Origin of the sequence: Pseudolactococcus plantarum (assembly GCF_002441715.1) — a bacterium.
In the GTDB taxonomy this organism is placed as follows: Bacteria; Bacillota; Bacilli; order Lactobacillales; family Streptococcaceae; genus Pseudolactococcus; species Pseudolactococcus plantarum.
Genome location: NZ_JXJX01000005.1, coordinates 122,004 through 148,519 on the forward strand (window position 1 = coordinate 122,004; position 26,516 = coordinate 148,519).

Sequence of the window (26,516 nt, forward strand, 5' to 3'; positions counted from 1 at the left end):
AGTTTATTAATGCGCAATTATCATTTTATAGGGCAACAACATCAACTCATCAAGCGTAGACAAGCCATCACAATAACACCAGTCAAGACAGATAACATTAAGGACTTTCGAAAGTAACCGACCAAAAAAGAAGGGATCATGGCTAAAGTTCGCATCCAATCAAGACTTGGCAAACTTCCCTGATGCAAGACCAGTAATTCAGAGAGTAATAAACTTGTCATCATTGATAAGGATAGATAGGTTAAAAAACGTTTAAAAAATGGCGGAAATTGGATTGCTTTAGCAAGTGGAAAAGGGATAACTCTGGTTATCCACGTGACACTGACGCTTAACACTAAAGTAAGATAGAAATACATCAGGCGACCTCCACTGTCTGATCTTGTTTAGGCGAGGTTAATAACGCACCAACCAAAGCACCGATAACCGTCGCAATTAATACAGCTAAGTAACTAGATGCCCAGATCCCCACAAAAACGTAAATGAGTATAGAGGCAATCATAACAGTAAACACTACCGATAATTTTTCATGTGTCACCATCGAGTCTATCGTCAAGGCTAATAAGCCAATGAACATGGCAACTAAGGCATAGTCGATACCGTATTTTTCTGGGTTTGGGATCAAACTACCTAAAGCTGTTACGATAACTGTCGATAATACCCATGTCAAGTAACTCATGACATTTACACCATGCATCCACATCGGTGTGATAGGCGAGCGTTTTGCCTGCTCTAGCGTTAATACCCCAAATGATTCATCTGTAATCAATGACCCCATCAGTAAACCAGATATCAAGGATTGATTCGGAAATACTTGACTCGTCACTAGACTTTGCAAAAACATCCTGAAATTCACTAAAAATACAGTCAAAACCATGATAGATATTGGCGTGTTAACTGCCATCATTGCAACGATAATAAACTGTGAAGCACCTGCATATAAAAAGACTGACAAACAAAATACTTGCCAAATACTATAGCCTTGGGCACTAGCCACGATCCCAAAAGCTGCACCAATACTAATATAGCTCAAACTAACTGGGATCGCTGAGCGTACACCGTCCCAAAACGTCACCTTATTTTTCATCTTATAAACTCCTAGAGTGTAATAGGCATATTATAACAAAAAAAAGTTAGGTTTTACATTAAATCAATAAACACAGAAAAAATAAGATAAAGTATAAAAACTGGTAAATATCCCAAGTTCAGTATGAATTTAGATAAGGCAAGTGCCATTTGCATCAGCGCAATAACTGTAAGTATCAACCAAATATAAAGATTATCAAAATTTATCTTTCTTGCAAACACTCCCGTGTTCAAATCTCCACCAATTATTCCCTGTTCTACTAGAACCATTTCTGTTGCAACATAGCATTATTAAAGTGATCTAAGATGAAAATTAAAAAATATCGTATCAGTAGAAACGACAGATAATAATCAGAATAAGCGTAATTAGGCAATCACACATGTCAGTATTACCGCTAATTACTTCATCAAGGATAGCGTTAAAGTAAGCTTCACTATAATCTAAATATTTCTTATTTTTGTTATATAAAATTAAGAGTTTAAGAAATGTATGATATAATTAGGTTAGCAAGGAATTAATTTTTAATAACAAAGGAGAGATTATGAAAAAGAAAATATTTACTATTTTAACTGCTACTGTTTTATTGGTAACGTTGTCGGGTTGTGGCAATAAAGATACAGCTACGTCTTCAAGTTCAAAATCCAGCATCTCAGAATCTAAAAAATCTGATTCATCTAAATCATCTGAATCATCTAAATCATCTGAATCAAAGTCGAATAACACTACAAGTAACACTAATTCAACTGATCACTTTGATACCATGATCAGTGCAGCTCAATCTCAAACTGAACAGATAAAAAAACAATCTGGTGGTACATACTCAGACATTGCAGTTGAAAAAGGTGATAATCATACTATTATCTACAAGTACACTTATGCAAAAGATCCTGGTATAGAGATAGATGCAACAGCTTTGAAACCTACTTTAGTAAAAGGAATGAAGCCTGTCATCGATGGTATTAAAGCAATGGTTCCTGACGTAAAAATACGAGTTATTTATCTGAAACCTGATAAAACTGAATTAGCAAATATCTTAATTACACAAAGTGATACAGATGCAGTCAACTAATTTCATCTGTTAAAAAACCAATGATCATATGGTCGTTGGTTTTTTAGTATCTTGCTTTATCGTATACATCCTTATATATCAATTCTCGCAGAATTAAAATTACCCACTAAAAGCGATAGTAGAAAGAGCTGGTCACTTTGACGAGAGATTGACACTAAGTATTGATACTCATGAAACAGAAAATACTAAATAAATTTGCTAGTTTTTGCCCCTTTCTCGCCACTTTTAATAAAAATCAAGAACAAAAAGAGCTCTAAGGCCTTTGAAACAAAGGCTTAGAGCTTTTATGATATTACATTTGTTTGTTGTAGTATTCAACGATAAGTGCTTCGTTGATTTCTGGGTTGATTTCGTCACGTTCTGGTAAACGTGTGAATGTACCTTCAAGTTTATCAGCATCAAAAGTGATAAAGCTTGGACGTCCAAGAGTTGCTTCAACAGCTTCAAGGATTGCTGGTACTTTGATTGATTTTTCGCGAACTGAAATCACATCACCAGTGTTTACACGGTATGAAGGGATATCAACGCGTGAACCGTTAACCAAGATATGACCGTGGTTAACGAATTGACGTGCTTGACGACGAGTTGTTGCTAAACCAAGACGGTAAACAACGTTATCAAGACGACGTTCAAGAAGTAACATGAAGTTAAAACCAAGTGTACCTTCTTTAGCTTTTGTTGCTTGAACAAACAAGTTACGGAATTGACGTTCAGAGATACCGTAAGTAAAACGAAGTTTTTGTTTTTCAGCCAATTGCAAACCGTACTCAGAAAGTTTAGAGCGGTTGTTTGGACCGTGTTGACCTGGTACGTAGTTACGACGTGAAATTTCTTTACCAGTACCTGTAAGTGATACGCCTAAGCGACGTGATTGTTTCCATGATGGACCTGTATAACGTGACATGAATATGTCTCCTTCAAAAATAATATTTGAAGAGCATGATTTGGCAAGCTTCCGGTTCGTGCATATCCAGTTCGCCTCACAGCTTTGGTTACTTGGTAACACTGGATATGTTGACGATGCCCTATCTCGCGGCTGCATAACTCAACCTTATCAGTATATCATGGTAACCCTAATCTGTCAAGGAGAACATTAAAATACCAGCCGCTACAGCAACATTTAAAGATTCTGCTTGTCCCGGCATCGAGATATGTGCTAAGATATCCGCCGTATTTGCTGTTTCAGTCGTAATACCTGATCCCTCATTTCCCATAATCAAGGCAAATTTTTCAGGTGTTTTAATCGTTTTATAATCTACTGATTCATCAGATAAGGTTGTCGCAATGACAGCAACATCTGCATCTGCTAACTGTTGATAACAGGTAAGTGCCTCTACATCTTGAACAACAGGTAAATGAAACTGTGAGCCTTGCATGGTTCTAAGGACTTTTGGCGAGTAAACATCTGCACTGCCTTTAGTCAATACCACACCAGAGAACCCTGCTGCATCTGCAGTACGGATCATCGTGCCAACATTTCCCGGGTCTTGCACGTTTTCTAAAATGAGTAATTTTGTAAACAAACTAGGTACGAGTTGATCAGATGGTAAACTGACTTCTGTTATAATCCCTTGAGGCGTTTCGGCATCCGATAAAAATTTCATTACCTCATCAGATACAAGTGTCACATCTGGTAAATGACCAAATTTTTCTGTCACAAAAACTTGCTTAATCTCAGCATCAGATTGGCAAGCTTCTTCATATAAATGGACACCTTCTACTAAATAAGTATCGACTCTATTTTTTTTCTTGTAAAGTTTTTTCGCATTTTTGATGCGTGCATTATCTTTTGATGTGATCATTTCCATTGCTCCATTATATCTGTAATACAAGGTTACTGTCAATAGCTAACCCCATTAGTAATATACTAGCGATGCTATATTTCCTCATAAAAAAATATCTTGATAAAGGACGGTTTGATCCTTTATAGCAAGATATTTATTTTTATCTAATCGTACCGATAGTCTATTTTTCTCCAGCAGCGGTTTTATGAAACCAGATATATGCGCCATACACAGCATTAACTAGCATGGCGATTTGTAAGATAAACATCCCAAACACTGAATTACCTGTACTTTGCCATGTATTAAACCAAATGATGACATTGATTGCGTCTATTAATAACCAACCGATCCATTGACTACGGTAACCATACGTCATTAACAGTTGACTAATGATCGCTAGTGGTAATAATGTCGCATCTAAAACAATTTGTTGGCCGCCAAGATGATGACTTGTCAATAAAACTAAACCATAGAGTATAGCGAAGCCAAGAATAGCAATCATCGCGCGAGTCATTGTGATTTTTTTAGGTGTGACTTCTGCTTTATGCGTTGATAGCATATCTTTTTGCCAAGCATAAATACCGATAAATTGCATGATGAGATAGTAACTTTGTGAAAAAACATCCCCTACTAAACGTGTTTGTGCCGCAACAATTAGCCAAAAAACAGTTGCAATAATCCCAAATGTAAAATTGGTCAAACGGCCTCTATTGACTAAAATCAAGTTCATAATCGTAACGACACCTACGATCAAAGATAAGATACTCATGGTATCAAAGGTACCTGAAAATATAAAAGCGACGACTTGTGACACAAGTAAGATAGCAAGTAAGAGATAGTCTTGACGTGAGAGTGATCCTAATTCTTGGAAGACGACTTTAGGCGTTAAACATTTTTTTAATCCGATAGCTAAAGTGCTGAGTTTTGTATGCATAATCTTTTCCTCTATTTTTCATTGTAGGTGCTCTATTTTGATGTTTAAATGTGTTTCTAAAGCTTGTACGGCCTGTTGGTACCTGAGATAAAATCCTTCTTGGGGTGTTTGACCTTCTTGATCTAATAAAACAATCTTGTCTTCAAACCCATACTGTTTAAAATACCACATGAGTTTCTGATGATAGTCATGTCGGCTATTTTCCCATTCCATATTCCGAAAGCCATCATCGACATAGGCTGTAACTGGAGGGATTACTAAAATTAAATCAAATGTCTCTTTGGCGATTGTAATGTCAAATAAATCATTCAGCTGTTCATTTTCTGTTTTCGATAAATACAAGTCAGCATAGGCTTTAGTTACAATCGCATCTGTATCAAAAAATGTGACACCGTTATTAGATGGGCTACAAATTTCATTATAATTGGCACGACTTTGTCCGATGATAAAATTTGCATAATCACTTGCAGTCAACTCTTCATCTGTGATGTTAGCCGTCTCTTCATATAATCTAGCATATTCTTCAGAAAATGGTGCATTGATAGAGCGTGCCAAGCGTCGCACTAACGTTGATTTACCGGTACTAGCTGACCCTGCAATGATTACTTTCTTTGTAAAATGACGTCTAAAGACACGATTGATTTTTTCCCAATGTCTAACAGGATTTTCTCGAATTTCAGTAGCTGATATGGCAATACTCTTTCTATTTTGAAGTGCGACCTGAACATTTTGAGGTAATCTTTTTTCAAGTTCTACTTGATATTCTGGTTCACTCACATAAATCGTAAAGTTAGTTGCTTCAAACACACCTTCGATATTTAAGGCAATACTTCTAAGCAAGTGTAATGTCCATTCATCCCAGCCTTGTGGATATGTTGGGATGTCATTTTCATTCAACATCGCAACGCGTAAGTTAGCTTCGTCATTATAGGCTTCTCTCAGATAGCGAAATCGCTTTTCTAGAGATAAACCAATCTTATCGCCACGATCACCATCACTGCCTGAGACGATAACAAGCGCTGCATCATGGTTCATCAAAGATTTATAGATTAATTGTTGGTGTCCAACATGGAGCGGTGCAAAAGTGCCAAAAGTAATGCCAATGTGCTGTCCTGTTAGTTTTCGCTTACTAATATTATTAATTTCCATCATTTGTTCCTCTTGTTATCTTCCTAGACTACTCTACTACTCAGCAGTAAATCGACTATAGAGATGTCTTATCAGCTTCTAAAACGCAAAATCTTTTTAGGTCTACCTGGTTTTTGGGGATTTTGTTCAAACAACCCTGTATCCATCAAGATTGGATTATTTTTAACATAGGTTTTCACAAAATTACCAGTCGAATAGTCTTCGAATTTTGTATCAAAGTGCTTTAAGACGACTAGGGCATCTGTCGAGATAAATGTTTCACCTAAGACACGCAGAATATCCGGTGTCACATCTAAACTCTCTTTAATACGCTTAAAAGTAGCCAACACGATTGCTTTATGGTCAAATGCTAAATCATCTAAGGTAACCGTTTCATCAGGATGCTTAAATGCTAATTCATTTTCTGCAGTATGCGTTATGGTAAACCACTTGGCTTGCAACGCATCATCTCCTGCTTGTGGTGAGACAAAAGGATATAGAAATGTCGCGTGAGCAATCGAGATGATCCATTGTCTAGGGTCTCGTTTTGGATCTGTAAATGCACCAATTTGCCACATTTGTCTATTATCTGTAATCCTGACACCTGTCTCTTCAGTCGTCTCACGTAATGCAGCTGCTTTAGCTGATTCAGTCGGCTCTACAAATCCACCAACCAAAGCGAATTTTCCTTTAAAGGGATGCGCTTTTCTCTCAATTAGCAGAATTTTTAATTGCTCATCTGATGGATCAAACCCAAAGATAAGGTTATCGACTGTCATCGCAGGTTTGTCATAACTGCCCCAATCTTGTGTTTTGTACCATGCGAGATACTCTGCTTCACTGGCTTTTGTTTCATAGTATCGTTTATCTTTTTTCATAATAAAAGTATAACATACTTTTATTAGAGGTGTCAACACCTAAGTTGATAAAAAATAATCTAGTCATTATACCCTAATCAACTTTTTCATGCTTATCTCAGCCTATCTTAGCCACTTTTGATATAATTTAATCAAACACACTAGATCAAAGGAAGGTAAGTCATATGTATAAAGTGACCTTGATTGCGACAGGACGTGTACAAGGGGTAGGGTTTCGCTATGCGACATTTCAATTAGCCAATCAACTGGGTATCAAAGGCACTGTCAAGAATATGGATGATGGCTCTGTCTTAATTCAAGCACAGGCTGATGATAAACTGAAACTTCAAAAATTTATCAGTGATATCCGAAAATCCCCTACACCCTTTGGTAAAGTCAGCTATCTAGATGTCAAATTAGCAAATTTTTCAGATTTTGATGACTTTAACATGCTTAACTAAATAAACCCCCACCTCACTTTATGTTGAGGTGGGGGTTTTTCTATATAACATCGTGAGACAAGCTGAGCGCTTAAACTCACTAACCGAGTCACAGATAGTGCTCCATCATGGTATTGGCAACAAATGGTTTATTCATCGTATAGATATGTACGCCATCAACGCCTCTTGCCAATAAATCATCTATTTGTTTACAGGCATATTCCATCCCTGCTTTTTGTAAATCATCTGGTGAATCTTTATATTTATTCACAATCTTGATTAACCGCGTTGGGAGACTTGCTCCGAAAAATATCATCCGTTCAATTTGAGATTTTTGAAGCACTGGCATAATACCTGCAGCGATAGGTGCTTCAATTCCTGAATGTCTGATATAATCGTTTAATCTTAAGAATTTTTCATTATCAAAGAAGAGCTGGCTGACAAATAGATTGGCACCCGCTTCATATTTTCGCTTGACATGCTCTATATTTTCTACCTCTAGGGCACTATTAACATGACCTTCTGGGTAGATAGCCGCAGCAACATCAAAATCACCATTTTTTTTGATGTCTTCAATTAATTCATAAGCATAATGGTAGTCATCAGGTAACTTGCTAATCTCAGCACCAACAGGCCTATCTCCTCTTAAGGCTAGGATATTATTAACGTTCTTTGCTTTAATATCGCTGAGTATTTTTGAGATTTCTTCTGGATCATTATTAATCGATGTTAGGTGGTGCATCGTTTCAATCCCGTAATCTTTCTTGATTTTTTCAGCAATTTTTAGGGTTTTATTCTCCTGAGTAGCACTCCCCATCGCACCATAGGTCACACTAATAAAATCAGGTTTATGGGTCAATCCTGCAACTGTCTTATAAATCGTCTCAACCCCAGCATCGGTTTTGGGCGGAAAAATCTCTAGTGATATAACAGCTTTGTCTTTTTTATTTTTTGTTTTATAGATATCGGTTATTTTCATAACACTATTCTAACAGCTTTTGTTATAGTTTAAAACTTGTTAAAAATAGGTGTTTGTTATAGCTTAAAGTTATACCAAAATAACTTCTTGTATCCCTTGTACAGCGTTACAACAGAAAATTTTATCTGCATTTAGTAAATCTGAGTGATATAATACTTGTTCTTGACACTTACCACTACTGATCAAGTAGTCTCGATAGATACCTGGTAATAAACCACTTGAAACTGGTGGCGTTAGCCATTGACCATTTATTTCTAGCACAACATTTGCCCTAGACATTTCTGTTAATTCGCCACGTTCATTAAAAAAAAGTTCATCTTTTAAATTGTAATACGGTCGATAACTTGACTTATGATACAAAAAGTCCTGTTTGCTATCTACACGCATAGGAGAAATCGTGACTTTATCAAATGGCCGTGGCGCGCGATAAGTGACGTCAAGCTCTCCCTCGCGAGAAAGCGCAACGCGCATCATCCCATCTTGAGTTGGTAAGTTATCCCATTGCTCCTCTTTAAGAGTGTAACCATAAACTTTAGCAGATTGTCTTAAGCGAGCTAAATGCTCATCTTTAAATACCAGTTGCCCATTTTCAACTTTTATCGTCTCAATTAACTTAGGGTCATCTTGTAAAAACTGTGTTTTTGCTTGTGTTTCTAGCCATTCATCACTTGTCTCTGAATCCCACACGATGGCACCACCTACGCGATATTTAAAATTTGGACTAGCTGTTTGTCGCTGTAAAATACGAATAGGCACGCTAAATATCTGTTTAGTGGGACTAAGGAAGCCAACAGCACCACAATAAATATCTCTAGATCCCTGCTCAATCTGATCAATAAGCGACATGGTAGATAACTTAGGTGCCCCTGTTACTGAGCCATTAGGAAAAAGCGCAGCTAAAATAGCATATAAAGATGTCCCTGCTAGCAAGTCCGCTTCTATTTGAGACGTCATCTGGTGGACAGTCGGATGTGTTTCCACATCAAATAATTTTGTGACCGCTACGCTCCCATTTTTCGCAATACGTCCGATATCATTTCTCATCAAGTCAACGATCATCACATTTTCAGCTTTATTTTTGATATCAGTCTTTAAAAAATTAATCAGAGCTGCATCTTCTTCAGGTGACTGCCCACGTTTGACAGTGCCTTTCATAGGACGTGTGATGATATGCTGATCCTCAATTTCAAAAAAAAGTTCAGGCGAAAAACTTAATAAAGTATCATACTCATTTTTAATAAACGTATTATACGGCGTCTTTTGCCGTGTTAGTAAGTACTCATACAGCTCAAACTCATCCCCATCAAATGCAACCTCATAATCATAGGTATAGTTCACCTCGTAGGTATCACCTTGGCGTTGTGCACGCTTTATCTGATCAATTGCTTCAGCATAGGCTTCAAAACTCAAGGTAGCCTGTGGTGCTAAACTTATCTTATCGACAGGTTTTGCTTGATAAGGACTGTACCTATCAAAGATTTGAAAATATAAAAGCGGTGTCTGACTAGTGATCATTTTACCTAAAAAAATATCTTTGGCTTCATAACGAATATAGCCTACAGCGTAATGTGTTGCTTGCCATTTTTCAAGCTCTGATAGGGCAGATATAAAGCTAGCAGTATCAAAAGCAGTTAGTGTGATAATTGCATCTTCAAATTTTTTATCATCATAAATTATCATAGTAGTTTTATTATATCAAAAATTTCCATACAGCTTTCTACACTTGACTCTACAGTATTGAGCCTAAAAATAACAAAAAAAACTGGTTTTCACCAGTTAAATAATTGAATCAGTCTCATATTCCAACGTACTTCTTTAGCGTAGAATATGTTTCCGCCATCTTTATAGAGTTTTCCTTTGTTAAACAAAAGAGAATTTATCGTCACATGATAATATTCATCGCCTGTCTTATTCCCAAGACTAGGCGCAACAACATCTCTAGAATAAGCTTCTGATAATGGTAGTGTATTCTTACCACCATTTTTGGCAATATAATCAACATACGCTTTACCAAAATTATAGGCTTGTACACCTGTCCAGATATCAACACCTTTTTCATTGGCGTAAGCTAACACTTCTGTTAAGTTTGTGATACCTTGGTGAATACTGTCCTCTTCTGTTTCAATCGTTTCATGCGTAGATTCAGTAGATTGCATGACATCCGTATGCTTACCTTTAGTTTCTGTATAAATAATCGCTAGTACTAAATCCCGATTACCAGAAACGCCATATTTGTTCAGAGTCTGTGTCACGTAGCCATCATATTGCATGACGCTTTTAACATTTTCGTGTGTCCGATATATCCAAAACCCAACACCTAGTATAATAACGATGAACAATACTCTTTTTATAAATTTTAGCACTGCTCCTCCTTTTTGTTGCTAGATGATTAACGGTAGATGATTACCATTTATTTTTTATTTCTTCAATATTTTTGATAATAATAGAATATGTGCCATCATTATTTTGAATGAATTCAACACTTTCTGCATCTTCATACAGTGTTTGAGGCACACTCATCTCGATACCATTTGATAACGATAATTTTTGATTGGATAATTTTTTTTCAATCTTATCCATAGGCATTTGCTCAAACCGTATCTGATTAGGTATCGCTTCTTTGACTTGATCTTTAAACGCTAGTTTAGCCGTCAAATTGTCCGAAAACAATTGATCTGCCAAATGCTCTGGACTAAGATTTTCTTGTTTTTCCACAGCATGAAAAACAGTATTTTGTACCTTTTGAGAAAAGGCAAAATCATCATCATCAAAAGACTTTGCAACAGATTCAGCAGTTTTTTTAATGGCTTTTATCGCCTTATTTACTGAAATTTCTGGTTGCTCACAAAGCAAATTTTCTGAAATATAATGATAGCTTTTTCCATTATACTTAATCCGTTTTTCGATTAGATGGTAAGCATATGTTGCGCAATTAATTGCGATCGCTTCATCTGCTGCAGTGCCTGCTCCAGGGAGTGAAGACTCTGTTTTAGCAATCTTAATCTGCCCATTACTATGATCAAATGCGTGCGAAAAACTATCTCTTAAAGATAATCGAACAAATGCAAAATGAGGCTGAGTATCGATCTCATAAGAGACAAATAACAGGTCATTTTGTTTTTGATTCTCAGATAAAACAAATGCTTCTCGCCAAAAATTAGCTACTGCTTTTGTTGAGGCTAGAAAATCATCTGTAATCAGGTTTAAAAATTGATTATCTGCTGATAAAATGCCACGTTTAGCCTCATCAGAGTATATTTTTTCTACTTTTTTCGTGACATAATCCAACATGACTGGTGTTAATTCCATCAGTGCTGGAGAAAATAGGATTTCTGGATTTCCCGGATCAAAAGCATGTAGGATTGCTTTTTTTATATAGATATCCATTATGAATTAATCGTATAATGGGAATTCATCTGTTAAAGCAACAACATCAGCTTTGATTTGGTCAAGTACGGCTTGATCATCTTTATTTTTGAATGCACGAATAATAAATTCTGCGACTTGAATAGCTTGATCTTCTTTAAATCCACGTGATGTGATAGCTGCTGAACCAACACGGACACCAGATGTTTTAAATGGACTTAGTGTTTCATATGGGACAGCATTTTTATTTAAGGTAATTGACACAGTATCTAGTAGATTTTGTGCTTCTTTACCGTTAATATCAAATCCTGTCACGTTAAGCATGAACATATGGTTGTCAGTCCCACCAGAAATAACATGAAGACCTGCTGATTCAAAAGTCTTAGCCATAGCTTGGCTGTTTTTAATGACTTGTGTTTGGTAATCTTTATAAGCAGGATCTAAAACTTCTTTAAACGCGACTGCTTTCGCTGCGATCACATGCATCAATGGGCCACCTTGGATACCTGGGAAGATCGCTGAGTTAATTTTCTTAGCTAGCGCTTCATCATTAGTCAAGATTAGGCCACCACGTGGTCCGCGTAATGTTTTATGTGTTGTAGATGTTGTAATATCTGCATATGGTACTGGATTTGGATGTAATCCTGCTGCAACAAGGCCAGCAATATGTGCCATATCCACCATGAGTTTTGCGCCAACTTCGTCAGCAATTTCTCTGAATTTTGCAAAGTCAATTGTACGAGAGTAGCTTGATGCACCCGCTACGATCAATTTAGGTTTAACTTCTTTTGCTTGTTCCAAAATTTGATCATAGTCTAGTAATTCTGTTTCTTTATCTACATTGTAACCGAAAAAGTGGTAAGTTTTACCTGAGAAATTCACTGGTGATCCGTGTGTCAAATGTCCACCTGCTGCAAGATCAAGTCCCATAACAGTGTCACCTGGTTCAATCAAAGCTAGGTATGCTGCTGCATTAGCTTGTGAACCTGAGTGAGGTTGTACATTTGCAAATTTTGCACCAAAGATTTCTTTAGCACGCTCAATCGCAAGGCTCTCAGCGATATCTACACATTCTGTACCACCATAGTAACGGTTACCTGGATAGCCTTCAGCGTATTTATTTGTTAAAAGTGTGCCTTGAGCTGCCATCACAGCTTTTGATACAACATTTTCAGAAGCAATAAGCTCTATATTTTGTTGTTGACGACGCTCTTCTGCGTGAATAGCATCCCACAGTTCTTGATCGTAAGCTTCATAGTTAGACTGGTCGAAAATCATCCTTTTATCACCTCATTAATTTGGGAAAGTGTCAGCGCACCTTGGCGCAGAATCGTCGGCATCTCGCCTGTCAAGTCAATGATTGTGGAGTCAACTCCAGAGATATTCGCATCATCTTTCAAAACTGCGGCAATCAGACCATTTAAATCATGTAGGACATCATCAGCCGTTTTAGGGCTGGGATTTCCTGTCAGGTTGGCAGATGGGCCAACCATTGGTCCTGTTTGACGCAAAATTTCAAGTGTCGCTTGGTTGTCTGGCATCCGAAAGCCAACTGTTGACATCCCATTATTGACAAGAGATGGAACTCTATCATTAGCCTCCAAAATCACTGTTAAACTGCCAGGCATAAATTTATTATACAACTTTTCCAAATATTTTGGTTGATTTTTGGAAAAAAAAGTCATTTGTTCAAAGCTAGCAATGTTTAAATTCAGCGCATGGTCAAGACTTCTATTTTTAACATGATAGATTTTTTCAACACACTTGTCATCGAGTGCCAAACCAAATAAACCATAAACTGTTTCGGTCGGTAATGCAACTAATTCACCTGCTTTTAATAAACCTACTGCTTTAGCTACGTCTTTTGGTGTGAGTAGTTTAGTCGATTGCAATCATTCTGTCCTTTCCACTTAGATCCTTGATGATTCTGATACGTTTGTCAGGAAACTGCATTTGAAACAGTTGACTGACAGCTTGTCCTTGTAAATAGCCAATTTCTAAATATATTTTTCCATTAGTTGCTAGATATTTTTTAGCATTTTCTGCAATTTTTGCATAGATAGCTAAGCCATCTTGTGCTGCAAATAAAGCGAGATGTGGTTCATAGTTTAGGACGTTATCTGCCATCTCTGCTTTTTCAAACTCAGCAATATATGGGGGATTAGATACAATAATATCATAGCAACCTGAAAGATTACTAAACACATCTGATTGGGTAAATGAGACTGTTGAGATCTTATTCAACTCAGCATTTTCTCGTGCTAAACTCAGGGCATCTGAGGAGATATCTGAAGCTGTTACTGCCCACTCTGGATTTGCTTTAGCAATTGATAAGGCAATCGCACCAGTACCAGTGCCGATATCTAGTAGCTTAATCTCTTTTTCTGCAGTGTTTTCAGCTAAGATCAAGTGCACTAACTCTTCCGTTTCTGGACGTGGAATCAAAGCACGTGCATCAACAGTTAGTGTTAAGCCACAAAATTCAGTATTTCCAACGATATATTGTGCTGGTTCATCTACTAATAATCGCTCAAAGATGGCAGCAATGAAGGCTAAATCCTCGTCTGAACTTTCCGAGTTTAATAGCAAGATAAACTCAGTATAGGTTAAGTTTTTCTTGTATCGATAAACATAGCGTAATTCTTCAGGACGTGCCAACTGTTTTTCATATTTTTGAAATATTTGTAAATAGGTCATTGCATCTCTTTCAAGGCAGCTTGTAGTTTTAATTGTAAAGTTGTTTGTGGCAAAACGTCATACGCCTCATCTGTGAGATAAGTCCACTTCTCTTCGATTTTATCGACTTGTACGAGCATCACTTGCCACTTTTGATGCGTAAAGAGATGAGTAACAGGAGAAATCGTCAGCTGTTTTGCATCCGGATACTGCGCACTAACACCATCATATATAGCATCCCATGAGTCAAATTCAAGTAAAGGAAAAGTCCAAAAGTTAGCCAGCAAGCCCGTTTTTGGCCGTTGCTCATAAGCTAGAGCACCACTGGTTTCAGAAATAATGGCAGCATAAAATTTAGGTATCTGCTTGACTTTTTTTGACTTGATCGGATAAGTTAATTCTGTCCCATCCTGAAAAGAGAGATTAAACCTAGCAAATGGCGACTCACTTTTCGTCTCAGCTTTGGCACGCATGAGTGATGTCCCAAGATCCATAATTGCCTGATTAAAATCACCAGGTCTTACTGGATCGACAATGGGTAAGATACGCGTATAAAATAATTTTCTAGAACTTGGTTGGGCGATATCCGCATCTATCTTTAGTAAACGCGCAAAAACGCGGAACATATTCCCATCAAGCGCTGGCACGACCTCCCCAAAGCTAATACTCGCAATCGCTGCCGCTGTATATGGCCCAATTCCTGATAAAGTTTGTAAGTCCTTTGCAGTGCTTGGAAAAACACCACCATGTTCCGTCATAATTTGGATGGCAGCTTTTTGCATATTTCGGACACGAGAATAGTAGCCAAGTCCTGACCATAATTTCAGTAATACCGCTTCATCTGCGTTAGCTAATGCCGCAACAGTTGGTAGGGCAGATAAAAAACGCTCATAATACGGAATCACCGTCTCCACTTGCGTTTGTTGCAACATAATCTCACTAATCCAGATATGGTAAGGTTCTTTATCCACGCGCCAAGGTAAGTGAGTTCGACCATTGTGATCGTACCACGCTAATAAGGTCGCCCTAAACGCAACAACATCTTGCTCAAGTAACTTACCTGTTTTGTCATACCATGTGATCACTGTTTTAATGCCTCTAATTTTTGCGTCTGATCAGATAAGATTAAGGCATCAATCACCTCATCAAGCTTACCTGAAATAATGGCATCTAATTTTTGTAAAGTTAAGCCAATCCGGTGATCTGTCACACGGTTTTGAGGGAAATTATAGGTACGAATACGCTCTGAACGATCTCCTGTCCCAACCGTTGATTTTCTCATTTCATCATTTTTATCTTGTTCGATTTGTGCAAAATGATCATAGACACGCGCATTAATAATTTTCATGGCTTTATCTCTATTTTTTTGTTGGTTACGCTCTTCTTGCATCTCAACTTTGATACCAGTCGGAATATGCACCATACGTACGGCAGTCGCAACCTTATTGACATTTTGTCCACCAGCACCAGAGGCGTGATAGATATCTATTCTTAAATCCTTTGGATCGATGTTGATATCAAAGTCTTCTATCTCAGGCATGACAAGTACAGTTGCCGTCGAGGTATGTACACGACCTTGTGTTTCAGTTTTTGGGACACGTTGCACGCGATGTGCACCACTTTCATATTTCAATTTTGAGTATACTGAATTCCCTGAAATCATGACAGACACTTCTTTAATCCCACCAATTTCAGTGACATTTGATTCTAGTATTTCAAATTTCCAACCTTGATTTTCAGAGTATTTTTGATACATGCCAAGTAAATCGCCAGCAAATAACGCTGCTTCATCCCCACCTGCTGCACCACGTATTTCCAAAATAATATTTTTCTCATCGTTTGGATCTTTAGGTAAGAGTAGAATCTTGATCTCTTCTTCAAGTTCGTTTTTCTCACTCTTTAAGGCTTTCAACTCTTCCTTAAACATGTCCGCTTCATCAGCATCTAAACTGGCGTCAGACAGCATCTCCTCAGCGTCAGAAATACCAGTTGTCACTTCAACATAGCGTTCATAAGCAGCAACCGTTTCACGTAGTGAAGCCTCTTCTTTTGATAAGGCCATAAATCTTTTTGTATCGCTGACAACTTCTGGATCACTTAGCAATCCACCTAATTCCTCATAGCGATCTGCCATAATTTGTAACTGGTCAAACATCTTTTATCATTTCCTTCATTTTTTCTAAGTCTGGTTTAAACCAGTGTTTACGACAAACAGGCAGATAGCTTTCATTGCCACCTATTTGAATCTGACTCCCTTCATAAACGGGATCGCCATTTTCTGTCCTTAAAACCATCGTTGCTTTTTTACTACAAAACCAACAAATCGTTTTAATTTCTTCAATCTTGTCAGCCAGTAAAAGCAAGTGTTTACTACCTTCAAATAACTGATTTTGAAAATCATTTTTCAAGCCAAATGCCATGACGGGTACTTTTAACTCGTCTACCACTCTAGCAAAGTCATAGATATTTTTTTTGCTAAGAAATTGTGCCTCATCGATCAAAATACAATATGGCTTCTGATCTAACTCGTCGATATAATCATAAACATTTAATTTATCATCTATCGGTACTGCTTGACCACGCATCCCTATGCGAGAACTAACCACACCGATCTCATCTCGATTATCCAACGCACTCGTCATAATCACGACTGGTTTGCCCTGCTCTTCGTAGTTATGCGCTACTTTTAAAATTTCGATGGACTTGCCACTATTCATGGTTCCGTACTTAAAATATAATTGTGCCACCTGTTAACTCCTTTGATTTTAAACGCCAACTCATATCATCATCACTCAATAATCAAAACGTTTATTCTCTCTATTGCTATCTCATCACAAGCCTATTGACAAAATAAAAAAGGCAGCTATAAGAAATAGTCATTACCTTTCATTATATCATTATATTAGCTTTTTTTCTTTTTAGATTTTTGGAAAATGTGTGGGGGAGGGAGGGGCTGTATAGTTTTTACAATTAGGCATTTAGTGAGCTATTTACATTAATAAACAATAAAGTAGCTATAATTTAGCCACTTTTCTATTTCACTTACCTAATTATCTTATATCTTCGATACACGATAAAACTATTTGTCTATCAGATATTAGAATATATAACTTGACGCCATTAATCCAGATGCTACTGCTTGGTCCCTCAATAATTTTGAATCTAATTGATGATGTGCTACATCTGGTTTTATATAATCATAGATATTACCCATTTTTTCAGGGAGTATCTTATGAGACATATAATATTTTGAAATACCACGAGATAAATCAGAAATAACTGCTACGTAGTCACATTCTTTTTCAAGTTTATCAGCTGCTGACAGAATTAAATCTGTCAACTCTTTCTCTCCCTTTATTTCAGGATCATTGTAAGCTGAATCTAACATGTTGTATAATTCTTTTGATTTATCGTCCATTTTTCCCTCGTTTCTATATTTTTAAAGACCTTAAGCATGTTCTTGAGTAAACTCTTTATATCTATACTAGATTAAATCAAATAAAGATAAATTTGTAAACAAATAACTCATCACTCGATATACTTAAAGACTAAAAAATTTATTTCATGTACTGTGCCCTTGATTTTTGTCATTGTATATTTCTTTAAATATTTATGATAATCAATAACTTCTCTTTGAATACTTTTCATATATTCCGATTTTTATATCAAACTTAGTAGTTATTCTTCAAAATTTATCATGTCGTAGTTTACGGAAGAGTCTCAATAAATAGCATTGCAAAATTTTTTTAAAAAAATACATAATTATGAAATCTTGTACCGTATAGTAGGATTTTTTAAAACTTTAAAAATTATTATCCTGAACTAATTCAAACTTAAAATTTGAAATATTATATCTCTTATCTGCTAATACAATAATGCGTTCATCATGAGAAGCAATAATCACGGACTTCCCCTCTTTTTTAACTGATTAAATAAAGTTGTAATGACTTCAAAATTCTTTTGGTCTAAATTTGTAGTTGGCTCATCAGCAAGTATCATATCAGGATTTAACATTAGACTCCTTGCAATTGCAACACGTTGTTTTTGACCACCTGAAATATTTTTGACAACATTATTAAGCATATCGTTAAAGCCAAATCTCTTTGAAAGATTCCCTGCACGATGAATATACTCTTGCTTATGCTTTTTCTGATGCAATACTGGTACAAGCAGATTTTCAAGTACCGTATAATCTTGAAGTAAAGCAAAATCTTGTGCAATATATCCAATATGGTCTCTTCTAAACTGGCTTATTCTATATTCTTAGTGTATTAATTTAGCTCTTTTCGTTTCATTTGACAATAAATAGCAATAAACATAAACAGTATTATATAACAAATGATTACAGATAGAGTGTTATATAATTTGATATTTATGTTATCTAAGTGCATGCCTAATTCAGCAATGTAATGCTGTGGAAACACATATTGTATCTTATCTTGTAAAGTTCCTTTTTTCGCAGTGAACAAGGCTCCTGACAATAGCATTGTTAAGACTGTCAACATTGTCCCAATCAACAAAGCACCTTGGTTCTTTCTTGTAAAAGTTGATAGCATCATACCAAAACTTGAAGCAAATATCTCAATCAGAAAAGTTGTAAAAATTAATTGCCATGACAAGGCAATGTTAAGTAAAGGTAATAAAATAATCAATCCTATTATATTTATTAAAAATAGTACTATAAAATTAAATAAAAATTGTTGTAGTGTGTATGATACTGTTGATATGCCACTAAGATTAATTCTTTTATCCACACCGTTCCGATCATCAAAATAAAATTTATATAAAATTAACGATAAAATCATAGAAGTCATCGAAACAACCGTTAATATGACTTTAAAAATTGTTTTATTTTGTGATGATTTAGATTTAATGATTTTTCCTTCATTTAAAAAGTCACTAAGTGCCTTACTAAAATCTGATTTTTTCGTTGTTATTACTTTATAATTACCAGACTCTTTAGTCACATAGGCATCATACTTTCCTAAAATAATGTTTTTAAAATATTCCTTATCTTTTTTAACTTCTGTTACAGACAAATTTTCGTTATCCATCCTAGTCAATTCTTTTGCGCTTTGTGATACACCAATATGTTGCTTAGAAGCTGTCATAGTCACAACATAGGAGGTCGCAAATAGACTAGAAAACGTGACTAAGATAATAATCATAAAATATTTTTTTTCTCGTAAAAATCTTTCAAAATTGTGTCTTAATATGGTAAAATTCATTTTTATTCTCCAAACATTTCTGGTCGATACTTAAAGTGTATAATCAATATAAATATGAAAGAACTAATTAGTAACATAAGTATAGTACTGTACATTTTAGTAAAATTATGATCGTAAATAATGCTAAAAAAAGTGGATAACACATTCGCAATTGGTGACATATTAGAAATATCGGCAATTCTCTTACCAAAAATATATAATGGAAAGAAAAGACCAGAAGTAATCGCTATAATATTAATCACCAAATTTAAAATTTTAGTAGCTATATCCTCATTATTGATTAAAACACAAAATGCTCCACCAAATGTAATAGAAAAAATTATTAAAAAAAGTTCTAATAATAAGATTGAGCCAATGTTACTCTTACCATAATTGACAAATCCCGTAGCATTAAAAACAATAGTATAGAATGCTAAAATCAAATAAGATAATAGAATAGATACAGATAATTTAGACATATAGATTTGGTATCTGGGAATTGGTGAATATATAATACGATAATTAGCATATTTTACGCTACTACCAAAAAGCATTTCTGGTAAGATAATAACCGTTGCCATTGATAGATAGATCATCATCGTAACGCCATAGTAATCATATGAATTTAGTATCCCTCCAGTAAAAATAGAGTTAAAAACAAAACCAGTGATTGGAATAAGTAAAATAGGATATATTAATAAATACATCATAATAGGTTTATTCTTCCAAAGATTTATTAAATCTTGCTTCATAATTGTTAACATTAGACACTCCTTCGTCTTTAAATTAGTCTCTTAATTTCTTACCTGTCAATGATAAAAATACATCCTCTAGATTATTTTGATGAACAGCAATACTAATAATATTCACATTGTTTTCTATTAACATTTCAAGAACTCTGTTTAGAGATGAGTTATCCTCTACATCTAAAACAACAGTGGATTCATCAGTTAATTCAAGACTCTTTACTTCTTCTAACTCGTTTACTTTTTGTAAAACTTCTTCCGAAATTTTAAGTGATGTTGTGATAGCATATTGAGAAGCACTATTATCCTCTAAAATTTTGTTCAAGTTATCATTTAATAATATAACTCCCCCATCCATGATTATCACTCTATCACATATGGCTTGTACTTCTTCCATATAGTGGGTCGTATATATAATAGTAGCCCCTTCCTGACGAAGATTTTGGATAGACTGCAATATATGATTACGGGATTGTGGATCTATACCAACAGTTGGTTCATCAAAAATAATTAATTCTGGATTATGGACAATAGCGCAAGCAATATTTAATCTTCTCTTCATCCCACCTGAGAAAGTTGAAGCTTTATCATCTCTTCGTTCTTGGAGACCAACTTTATCCAATGCATCTTCAACTTTTTTATCAATTTCATTTTTATTCACTCCATATAGCGAAGCAAAGAATTTAACATTTTGAAATGCCGTATCATCTTCATAGATGGCTAGTTCTTGTGGTACAATTCCTAATTTTTGTTTGACTTCTTTTAATGTCAATTCACTATTATTAAAATATTGAATATCGCCTTGATCACATTTTAATAATGTAGATAAAATATTAATTGTAGTGCTTTTACCTGCGCCATTAGGCCCTAAAAATCCTAAAATTTCTCCTTTATAAACATTGAAATTTAAATTATCAAGCGCTTTTCTGCCATTTCTGTAAGTCTTCGACAACTCTTTTACTGTTAAAATATCTTCCATTTATATATACCTCTTTATCTAATAATATTTTTCAATGTGTCAATAAAATAGTCCTTATATCTCACTATCTCATCTTTGGTAAACAATTCATTTCTATATTCAATAATAGCTTTAAGTGTGCCATCAACTTTCACAAATTCCCACTTGATATCAAACATTCAGTATGAAAAAGGAGATGCTTATAGCTTTTTTTCTGCATTTGTTAAATCAAATTTTTTCATAATCATTCCTTTGAAATCGTTGAAAAACAAATACTATAAACAATTCTAACTATTTTCTCAATATATTCTTCTTTTTGTACTTCTGAATCAAAATCAGAAAATACAGGATAGGCATTCTGGATTATATTTAATACAATTTTCGCTTCTACATCAAAATTAATTTCTGAGTTTGGTTGAATCAATACCAAAACTTCTCTTATTATGTTTTCTAACTTCAAATTTATATCATACATTTGAAGTTTAAATTCTGAATCTTTTCTTGATAATAGTAAAATATCACTATTCAAAAATTGATTTTCCCAATTTTTATCAATCCCACTAATCAGAAATTCTTTGAATTTTATCTCAGACCGAATATTATTACCAGTTATATTTTTTTTTAAGCACTCCATCTGTTCTAAAGAATATTCAAAAAATCTACTAACTAAAATTTTAAAGATATCCTCCTTGCTTTCAAAATAATTATAAAATACTCCTACTGATACACCTGATTCTTTCGTAATATCCTTGGTAGTTATAGATGATAAACTGCGAGTTACTAATAATTTATCTGTTGCCTCAATTAGTTTATTTCTATTATCTTTTTTCATTTTCTTCTCCTTTATCAACGTTATAAATGAATTATAGTTCATTTATAAAAACAAATCAACATATAAATGAATTTTAGTTCATTTATTGATATTTTACTTTAAACACAAAATAAAATGCACCAACTTTGACATTGTTACACTTTATCCTATATTCAAATCACAACGGCGACTCTCAACTTATTTGCCCAGATTTTGTTACCATGGTTCTATCTTAAATTTCTAATGATATTCTAACCTATACTAGGCATTAGAAAACGAAAGTGTTATAATTAAATGCAAACAGCGTTTGATCCTAATTCGGCTGTTAAAAAACAATAGGAGAGTCAAAATGAACTTTTTTTTAATAACTTAGAAACTATGCTGTATACGATAACACATGTTGTATTTAAGCATCGTTTTTTTATGTCCACTTAACTGTTAATGATTGTATAAAAAAGAAAAGGTAATCAAACATGAACCACATTATATCTAAAAACATTTTTCAAGTCCCAAAGTTAGATGCAAAGCTTATTTCGGTTTCCGCTTTACTGCTTGCTATGGATGTCATTTTTTATAAAATTTCAATTGGTCCTGCGTTCGCCCCAGTTACATTTGGATTTATTTCAATGGCTTTAATGGGTTATATTTATGGGCCTATTTGGGGCGGCGTCCTTGAAATGATATCAAATATTCTTTGTTTTACTGTGTTTGGCTCGGGATCGTTCCAAATCGCTTTTCTAATTGCTGCTTTCTTGGGAGGATTCATTAATGGCGTATTCCTCTATCGTAAAAAAGTAAATGTTTTCTCTGTCATTTTAGCTCAGCTAATCATTATGATACCAATCAGTTTATTACTTAATTCATGGTTGATGTCTATTTTATTCAACACTAATTTCCAAGTCATTTTTTGGAACAGATTGTTTAGAAATATCGCCCTAATTCCTATTCAAATCATCATCATTATGGTCATATTTACCGCTTTAGAGAGAAGAAACGTATTCAAATCTTTGAAACTTTGAATATCATAAAGTCACAGTATGCCTCTAGTACTAAAACTTATTTGTATTAAAAAAACGCTCAACGGCGTTTTTTTTTGATTTTCACTTTGCTATGGCTAAAATTGAATAAAATTTTTCTCACATAAAGGTCACAAGTTAGTCTCATGATAACTGAATAGCTTTTTCTACTTAAAAAGTTTATTACGTACAGTCTGGCAAATTATTATCTATTAGATACTTGATTAGTTCGTTTACCAAATCATCTACCAACTCTTTTTTATTTCCGATTTCAATTTTTGTAATCATTTATTGTAATCGCTCTACCTATTATGAGTCGGCACTTGTTCTCCAAATTTATAGAATTGTGATTTATCAGAAAAATCAGCCATATACGAGCCGTTTAATCCTGCTTTTTGACCGATCACACTCAACTGAATCGTCAGTTTTTCTTCCTCAGAAGAAAAGCTAATTTTTCCTGTAGACGCTGTAATCCGAATATATTGAATTAATCTATTGATCAATCTCTCAGGATTTTTTTCTGTATCAAGTTTTTGATTAACTTTTAATAATACGTCAAGAATGTCTAACAGCTCACTCGATTTTGTATCACGTTTTGCTAACTGATTATATAGATCATTGACAATTTCTTTTTCTAACTGATTCATAATTTTTCTACTCCACCTATTTTTATTCCTACATATTATTTAAACACTATTGTTAAAAAAAGTAAACGAATAACTCGGTGTATGACGCGTTCATGATGAACACGCAACATTTCATTCGCTCGAAGTAGGAGGATACTTATGTTTAACCAAGATCATGTCTTTTTTCTATTCTATCTTTGACAAAATCTAGGTGACTCAACTCTCTTTCATATCCCCTGCATACGCCTTACTATCTTCATAAGCAGATAAGGTTTTTAGTCTAGCTGTTTTATGCACGACTATAGGATGTGGATAATCTTTTCCTAACGTAACACCGTAAAGACTCTCTTCCAACTCCGTCATTTTCCAAGGCTGATGGATTAATGCATCTGGTAATTCTTTCAATGCTGGTAGGTAGTTTCTGATAAATGCGCCAGAGGCATCAAATTTTTCAGACTGAGTGACAGGATTAAAAATTCTAAAGTAAGGCACAGCATCTGTTCCTGTACTTGCTGCCCACTGCCACCCCCCGATATTACTCGCAGGTGAATAATCAATAAGCTGTTGTTGGAAGTATTTTTCTCCTTTGCGCCAGTCAATCAAAAGATCTTTAATCAAAAAGGATGCCACGATCATTCTCAGTCTATTATGCATCCAACCTGTTTCATTTAGTTGTGCCATAGCAGCGTCAATGATTGGATAACCCGTTTGTCCTTGACACCATTTTTGAAAGTCTGTTTCTGATTTGTTCCAGTTGATGTGTTGAAACTCTTTTTTGATAGGGTCAGTTTTTTGGTTTGGATTTTCTTTGTAAATCATATTGTAAAAATCACGCCAACATAATTCTTTCTGAAATGTCTGCTTCCCAATACTATTTTCTGCAAACTCTAACATTGACCAGACCGTCCGAATCGAGAGTTCACCTGTTCTAAGATATGGTGATAACAGACTTGTCCCATTGACCGCTGGAAAATCTCGATTAGTTTCATAATCAGCCAAGTAATGACTGACAAAAGCCTTAAAGCGTTTTTTTGCTGCTGTTGAGCCTAGTTCATAAAACGGTTTTTGGGGTAAACTAGCACATAAGTTTGCAAATTCTGCTTCATCTTTTGGAAACAGCACATCCTTGACTACGATGGATGAGTTAAGTGGTGTTCGAAGCGGTGTTGGTTTAATCATCTCCTTCCACCGATTATAATAGGGTGTAAACACTTTATAAGGCTGACCACTTTGGTTTTTGATTAGGTCTGCATGATGCAGGTAATGATCCTGATAAGCATGAACTGTGATATCATTTTTTACAAAAAAATCTATCATGTCTTGATCTCTTTGTAAGCCAAAACCAGCCTCATCTGTGTTAAAGTAAATACGCTCCCAAGATGGAACTGCTGCTTTTAATCTCGTAAAACACGCGCGGATATCACCATAAAGCATCTGAAGGTGCATCTGCTCGTTCACTTGGGTTTGGAAAAATTGTACAGCCTGAAAAAAAGCTTGGTGATTCAAACTGTGATCAATAAATTGCGTTGGATTAACATGAAATAGTAAAATCAAGTCTTTGGATGTTGTCATGGCATGATACAGCGCTGTTTGATCTTCTAATCTTAAATCATGCCGAAACCACATGATATCTGTCATTTTAGGTACTCCTTTTATTGTATTGATTATTTTTTATTCTATAGGTTTTTATAGCCTATTCTTATAAGTCATGCAGTCTTTTAGGCGTTGCTAGATCACAATGATAGTGAAAACCCTTACAAAGAGAGCGTTTTGATCGTTATATAACACTTTTGAACTGTTTTTGGACTGCCTATCAAGAGCCTACAAACAGTAAGATATCGGTGCAGCGAGCCAATCTTAAAGTTGTATTCAAAAAATATAAGCGTATAATAAATTTGTAATTAAATATTAATTAAAAAACAAGGCTCGTATGATAACAGTGAGCCAAAAGCGAAAGGAAGAAATTATGTCAAAAGTAGCAATTGTTACAGGAGCCGCACAAGGAATTGGTCTTGCTATCGCAAAGCGACTTTATGCTGATGGGTTTAAAGTAGCTGTTTTAGATTACAATGAAGCTGTTGCACAAAAGGCTGCAACTGAACTCGGTGAAGATGCTTTTGCGATTACAGCTGATGTGTCAAATCGCGAGCAAATCATCACAGCATTTGATGCTGTAGTCGACCAATTTGGTGACTTAGATGTTGTTGTAAACAACGCCGGTATTGCACCGACTACGCCGATCGATACGATTACACCTGAGCTGTTTCATAAGGTTTATGACATTAATGTTGGTGGTGTACTTTGGGGCACACAAGCTGCCACAGCAATTTTCCGTAAATTAGGGCATGGTGGTAAAATTATTAATGCAACATCACAAGCTGGTATTGTCGGTAATCCAAATCTCATGTTATACAGCTCTTCCAAATTCGCAGTACGTGGTATGACCCAAATCGCAGCTCGAGATCTAGCAGAAGAGGAGATTACAGTGAATGCTTTTGCCCCAGGTATTGTTAAAACACCAATGATGATGGATATCGCTCACCAAGTTGGTAAAAATGCTGGTAAAGATGATGCATGGGGTCTTAATACGTTTGCCAAAGATATTGCTATGAAACGTTTATCTGAACCAGAAGATGTCGCTAATGTTGTGGCATTCCTTGCAGGTCCTGACTCAAATTATATCACTGGCCAAACCATCATCGTTGATGGTGGTATCCAATTCCATTAATATAAACCCAAGTAAAAAGACGACGCATATCCGATTATATGGCTTAAGTCGTCTTTTTATCTACCCTGATTACCTATTTTTGTTCGCGGTCGTCAAGCTGCTGTTTG

30 protein-coding genes are annotated in these 26,516 nt (G+C 35.3%); 4 read left to right on the forward strand and 26 right to left on the reverse strand.

Features of this window, described 5'->3' with window-relative positions; translation table 11 throughout:
• Positions 1-41: 41 nt before the first annotated feature.
• Genes RU87_RS04245 through RU87_RS09625 form a run of 3 tightly spaced genes read right to left on the reverse strand, consistent with a single transcriptional unit; the run spans position 42 to position 1,353 of the window.
• Positions 42-356, reverse strand: coding sequence for an AzlD domain-containing protein (locus RU87_RS04245; protein ID WP_068161236.1), 315 nt, complete (start codon positions 354-356; stop codon positions 42-44).
• A complete protein-coding gene (locus RU87_RS04250; protein WP_068161234.1) occupies positions 356-1,084 on the reverse strand; it encodes an AzlC family ABC transporter permease in 729 nt (242 codons plus the stop codon). The genes RU87_RS04245 and RU87_RS04250 overlap by 1 nt, the downstream gene beginning before the upstream one ends.
• 53 nt (positions 1,085-1,137) lie before the next feature.
• Entirely contained in the window at positions 1,138-1,353 is a 216-nt protein-coding gene (locus tag RU87_RS09625; protein ID WP_068161232.1) for a hypothetical protein, read from the reverse strand.
• Between the two features lie 272 nt (positions 1,354-1,625).
• Between RU87_RS09625 and RU87_RS04260 the strand changes: the two genes are divergently transcribed.
• Positions 1,626-2,153, forward strand: coding sequence for a hypothetical protein (locus RU87_RS04260; RefSeq protein WP_068161229.1), 528 nt, complete (start codon positions 1,626-1,628; stop codon positions 2,151-2,153).
• Between the two features lie 292 nt (positions 2,154-2,445).
• Here the strand turns inward: RU87_RS04260 and rpsD are convergent, their stop codons facing one another.
• The 5 genes from rpsD to RU87_RS04285 form a co-directional block, all read right to left on the reverse strand.
• Positions 2,446-3,057, reverse strand: a complete 612-nt coding sequence (rpsD, locus tag RU87_RS04265) for a 30S ribosomal protein S4 (protein ID WP_068161226.1) — start codon at positions 3,055-3,057, stop codon at positions 2,446-2,448.
• Positions 3,058-3,226: 169 nt separating this feature from the next.
• The gene (locus tag RU87_RS04270) at positions 3,227-3,961 is read right to left on the reverse strand and encodes a TrmH family RNA methyltransferase (RefSeq protein WP_068161223.1); all 735 of its coding nucleotides are present in this window, start codon (positions 3,959-3,961) and stop codon (positions 3,227-3,229) included.
• Between the two features lie 157 nt (positions 3,962-4,118).
• The gene (pnuC, locus tag RU87_RS04275) at positions 4,119-4,871 is read right to left on the reverse strand and encodes a nicotinamide riboside transporter PnuC (protein WP_068161221.1); all 753 of its coding nucleotides are present in this window, start codon (positions 4,869-4,871) and stop codon (positions 4,119-4,121) included.
• An 18-nt stretch (positions 4,872-4,889) separates the two neighbouring features.
• Positions 4,890-6,020 (reverse strand): nicotinamide-nucleotide adenylyltransferase, encoded by a 1,131-nt coding sequence (locus RU87_RS04280; protein WP_096835810.1) that lies wholly within the window; start codon positions 6,018-6,020, stop codon positions 4,890-4,892.
• A gap of 71 nt (positions 6,021-6,091) precedes the next feature.
• On the reverse strand, positions 6,092-6,877 hold the full coding sequence (locus RU87_RS04285) for an NUDIX domain-containing protein (RefSeq protein ID WP_068161217.1): 786 nt from the start codon (positions 6,875-6,877) through the stop codon (positions 6,092-6,094).
• Positions 6,878-7,041: 164 nt separating this feature from the next.
• Here RU87_RS04285 and RU87_RS04290 point away from each other — a divergent pair, with 164 nt between their 5' ends.
• Positions 7,042-7,317, forward strand: a complete 276-nt coding sequence (locus RU87_RS04290) for an acylphosphatase (protein WP_068161215.1) — start codon at positions 7,042-7,044, stop codon at positions 7,315-7,317.
• 88 nt (positions 7,318-7,405) lie between these two features.
• Here RU87_RS04290 and RU87_RS04295 read toward each other — a convergent pair whose 3' ends face one another.
• From RU87_RS04295 to RU87_RS04370, 16 genes are all read right to left on the reverse strand, one after another.
• On the reverse strand, positions 7,406-8,275 hold the full coding sequence (locus RU87_RS04295) for a methylenetetrahydrofolate reductase (protein WP_068161212.1): 870 nt from the start codon (positions 8,273-8,275) through the stop codon (positions 7,406-7,408).
• A 69-nt stretch (positions 8,276-8,344) separates the two neighbouring features.
• Positions 8,345-9,955 carry a chorismate-binding protein gene (locus RU87_RS04300; RefSeq protein ID WP_068161208.1) on the reverse strand — a complete coding sequence of 537 codons (1,611 nt, stop codon included), beginning with the start codon at positions 9,953-9,955 and terminating at the stop codon, positions 8,345-8,347.
• Between the two features lie 89 nt (positions 9,956-10,044).
• On the reverse strand, positions 10,045-10,638 hold the full coding sequence (locus tag RU87_RS04305) for a lysozyme family protein (RefSeq protein ID WP_068161205.1): 594 nt from the start codon (positions 10,636-10,638) through the stop codon (positions 10,045-10,047).
• Positions 10,639-10,678: 40 nt separating this feature from the next.
• Positions 10,679-11,662: a nucleoid-associated protein gene (locus RU87_RS04310; RefSeq protein ID WP_068161204.1), complete on the reverse strand. Its 984-nt coding sequence runs from the start codon at positions 11,660-11,662 to the stop codon at positions 10,679-10,681.
• 6 nt (positions 11,663-11,668) lie between these two features.
• Positions 11,669-12,919: a serine hydroxymethyltransferase gene (gene glyA, locus RU87_RS04315; protein WP_068161202.1), complete on the reverse strand. Its 1,251-nt coding sequence runs from the start codon at positions 12,917-12,919 to the stop codon at positions 11,669-11,671.
• The gene (locus tag RU87_RS04320) at positions 12,916-13,533 is read right to left on the reverse strand and encodes an L-threonylcarbamoyladenylate synthase (RefSeq protein ID WP_068161199.1); all 618 of its coding nucleotides are present in this window, start codon (positions 13,531-13,533) and stop codon (positions 12,916-12,918) included. Before RU87_RS04320 ends, glyA begins: the two co-directional genes overlap by 4 nt.
• Positions 13,520-14,338 (reverse strand): peptide chain release factor N(5)-glutamine methyltransferase, encoded by an 819-nt coding sequence (prmC, locus tag RU87_RS04325; protein WP_068161196.1) that lies wholly within the window; start codon positions 14,336-14,338, stop codon positions 13,520-13,522. The genes RU87_RS04320 and prmC overlap by 14 nt, the downstream gene beginning before the upstream one ends.
• Entirely contained in the window at positions 14,335-15,402 is a 1,068-nt protein-coding gene (gene mutY / locus RU87_RS04330) for an A/G-specific adenine glycosylase (protein ID WP_068161194.1), read from the reverse strand. The genes prmC and mutY overlap by 4 nt, the downstream gene beginning before the upstream one ends.
• Positions 15,399-16,472: a peptide chain release factor 1 gene (gene prfA / locus RU87_RS04335; protein ID WP_068161191.1), complete on the reverse strand. Its 1,074-nt coding sequence runs from the start codon at positions 16,470-16,472 to the stop codon at positions 15,399-15,401. Before prfA ends, mutY begins: the two co-directional genes overlap by 4 nt.
• Positions 16,465-17,064: a thymidine kinase gene (locus tag RU87_RS04340; RefSeq protein WP_068161189.1), complete on the reverse strand. Its 600-nt coding sequence runs from the start codon at positions 17,062-17,064 to the stop codon at positions 16,465-16,467. Before RU87_RS04340 ends, prfA begins: the two co-directional genes overlap by 8 nt.
• Before the next feature lie 350 nt (positions 17,065-17,414).
• Entirely contained in the window at positions 17,415-17,735 is a 321-nt protein-coding gene (locus RU87_RS04345; protein WP_082782142.1) for a bacteriocin immunity protein, read from the reverse strand.
• 482 nt (positions 17,736-18,217) lie between these two features.
• Positions 18,218-18,571 carry an ATP-binding cassette domain-containing protein gene (locus RU87_RS04350; protein ID WP_082782141.1) on the reverse strand — a complete coding sequence of 118 codons (354 nt, stop codon included), beginning with the start codon at positions 18,569-18,571 and terminating at the stop codon, positions 18,218-18,220.
• Between the two features lie 17 nt (positions 18,572-18,588).
• Entirely contained in the window at positions 18,589-19,545 is a 957-nt protein-coding gene (locus tag RU87_RS04355; RefSeq protein WP_068161181.1) for an ABC transporter permease, read from the reverse strand.
• Positions 19,546-19,547: 2 nt separating this feature from the next.
• Positions 19,548-20,288, reverse strand: coding sequence for an ABC transporter permease (locus tag RU87_RS04360; RefSeq protein WP_068161178.1), 741 nt, complete (start codon positions 20,286-20,288; stop codon positions 19,548-19,550).
• A 22-nt stretch (positions 20,289-20,310) separates the two neighbouring features.
• Entirely contained in the window at positions 20,311-21,249 is a 939-nt protein-coding gene (locus RU87_RS04365; protein WP_068161175.1) for an ABC transporter ATP-binding protein, read from the reverse strand.
• A 223-nt stretch (positions 21,250-21,472) separates the two neighbouring features.
• Positions 21,473-22,060, reverse strand: a complete 588-nt coding sequence (locus RU87_RS04370) for a TetR/AcrR family transcriptional regulator (protein ID WP_068161172.1) — start codon at positions 22,058-22,060, stop codon at positions 21,473-21,475.
• 452 nt (positions 22,061-22,512) lie between these two features.
• Between RU87_RS04370 and RU87_RS04375 the strand changes: the two genes are divergently transcribed.
• A complete protein-coding gene (locus tag RU87_RS04375; protein ID WP_068161169.1) occupies positions 22,513-23,058 on the forward strand; it encodes a folate family ECF transporter S component in 546 nt (181 codons plus the stop codon).
• Positions 23,059-23,357: 299 nt separating this feature from the next.
• Here the strand turns inward: RU87_RS04375 and RU87_RS04380 are convergent, their stop codons facing one another.
• Both RU87_RS04380 and RU87_RS04385 read right to left on the reverse strand, forming a co-directional pair.
• Complete coding sequence (locus tag RU87_RS04380; RefSeq protein ID WP_068161165.1) at positions 23,358-23,702, reverse strand: bacteriocin immunity protein; 345 nt, start codon at positions 23,700-23,702, stop codon at positions 23,358-23,360.
• Positions 23,703-23,897: 195 nt separating this feature from the next.
• Positions 23,898-25,319, reverse strand: coding sequence for a cryptochrome/photolyase family protein (locus tag RU87_RS04385; protein WP_068161162.1), 1,422 nt, complete (start codon positions 25,317-25,319; stop codon positions 23,898-23,900).
• 328 nt (positions 25,320-25,647) lie between these two features.
• Between RU87_RS04385 and RU87_RS04390 the strand changes: the two genes are divergently transcribed.
• Positions 25,648-26,409 carry a (S)-acetoin forming diacetyl reductase gene (locus tag RU87_RS04390; protein WP_068161161.1) on the forward strand — a complete coding sequence of 254 codons (762 nt, stop codon included), beginning with the start codon at positions 25,648-25,650 and terminating at the stop codon, positions 26,407-26,409.
• Positions 26,410-26,516: the final 107 nt, after the last annotated feature.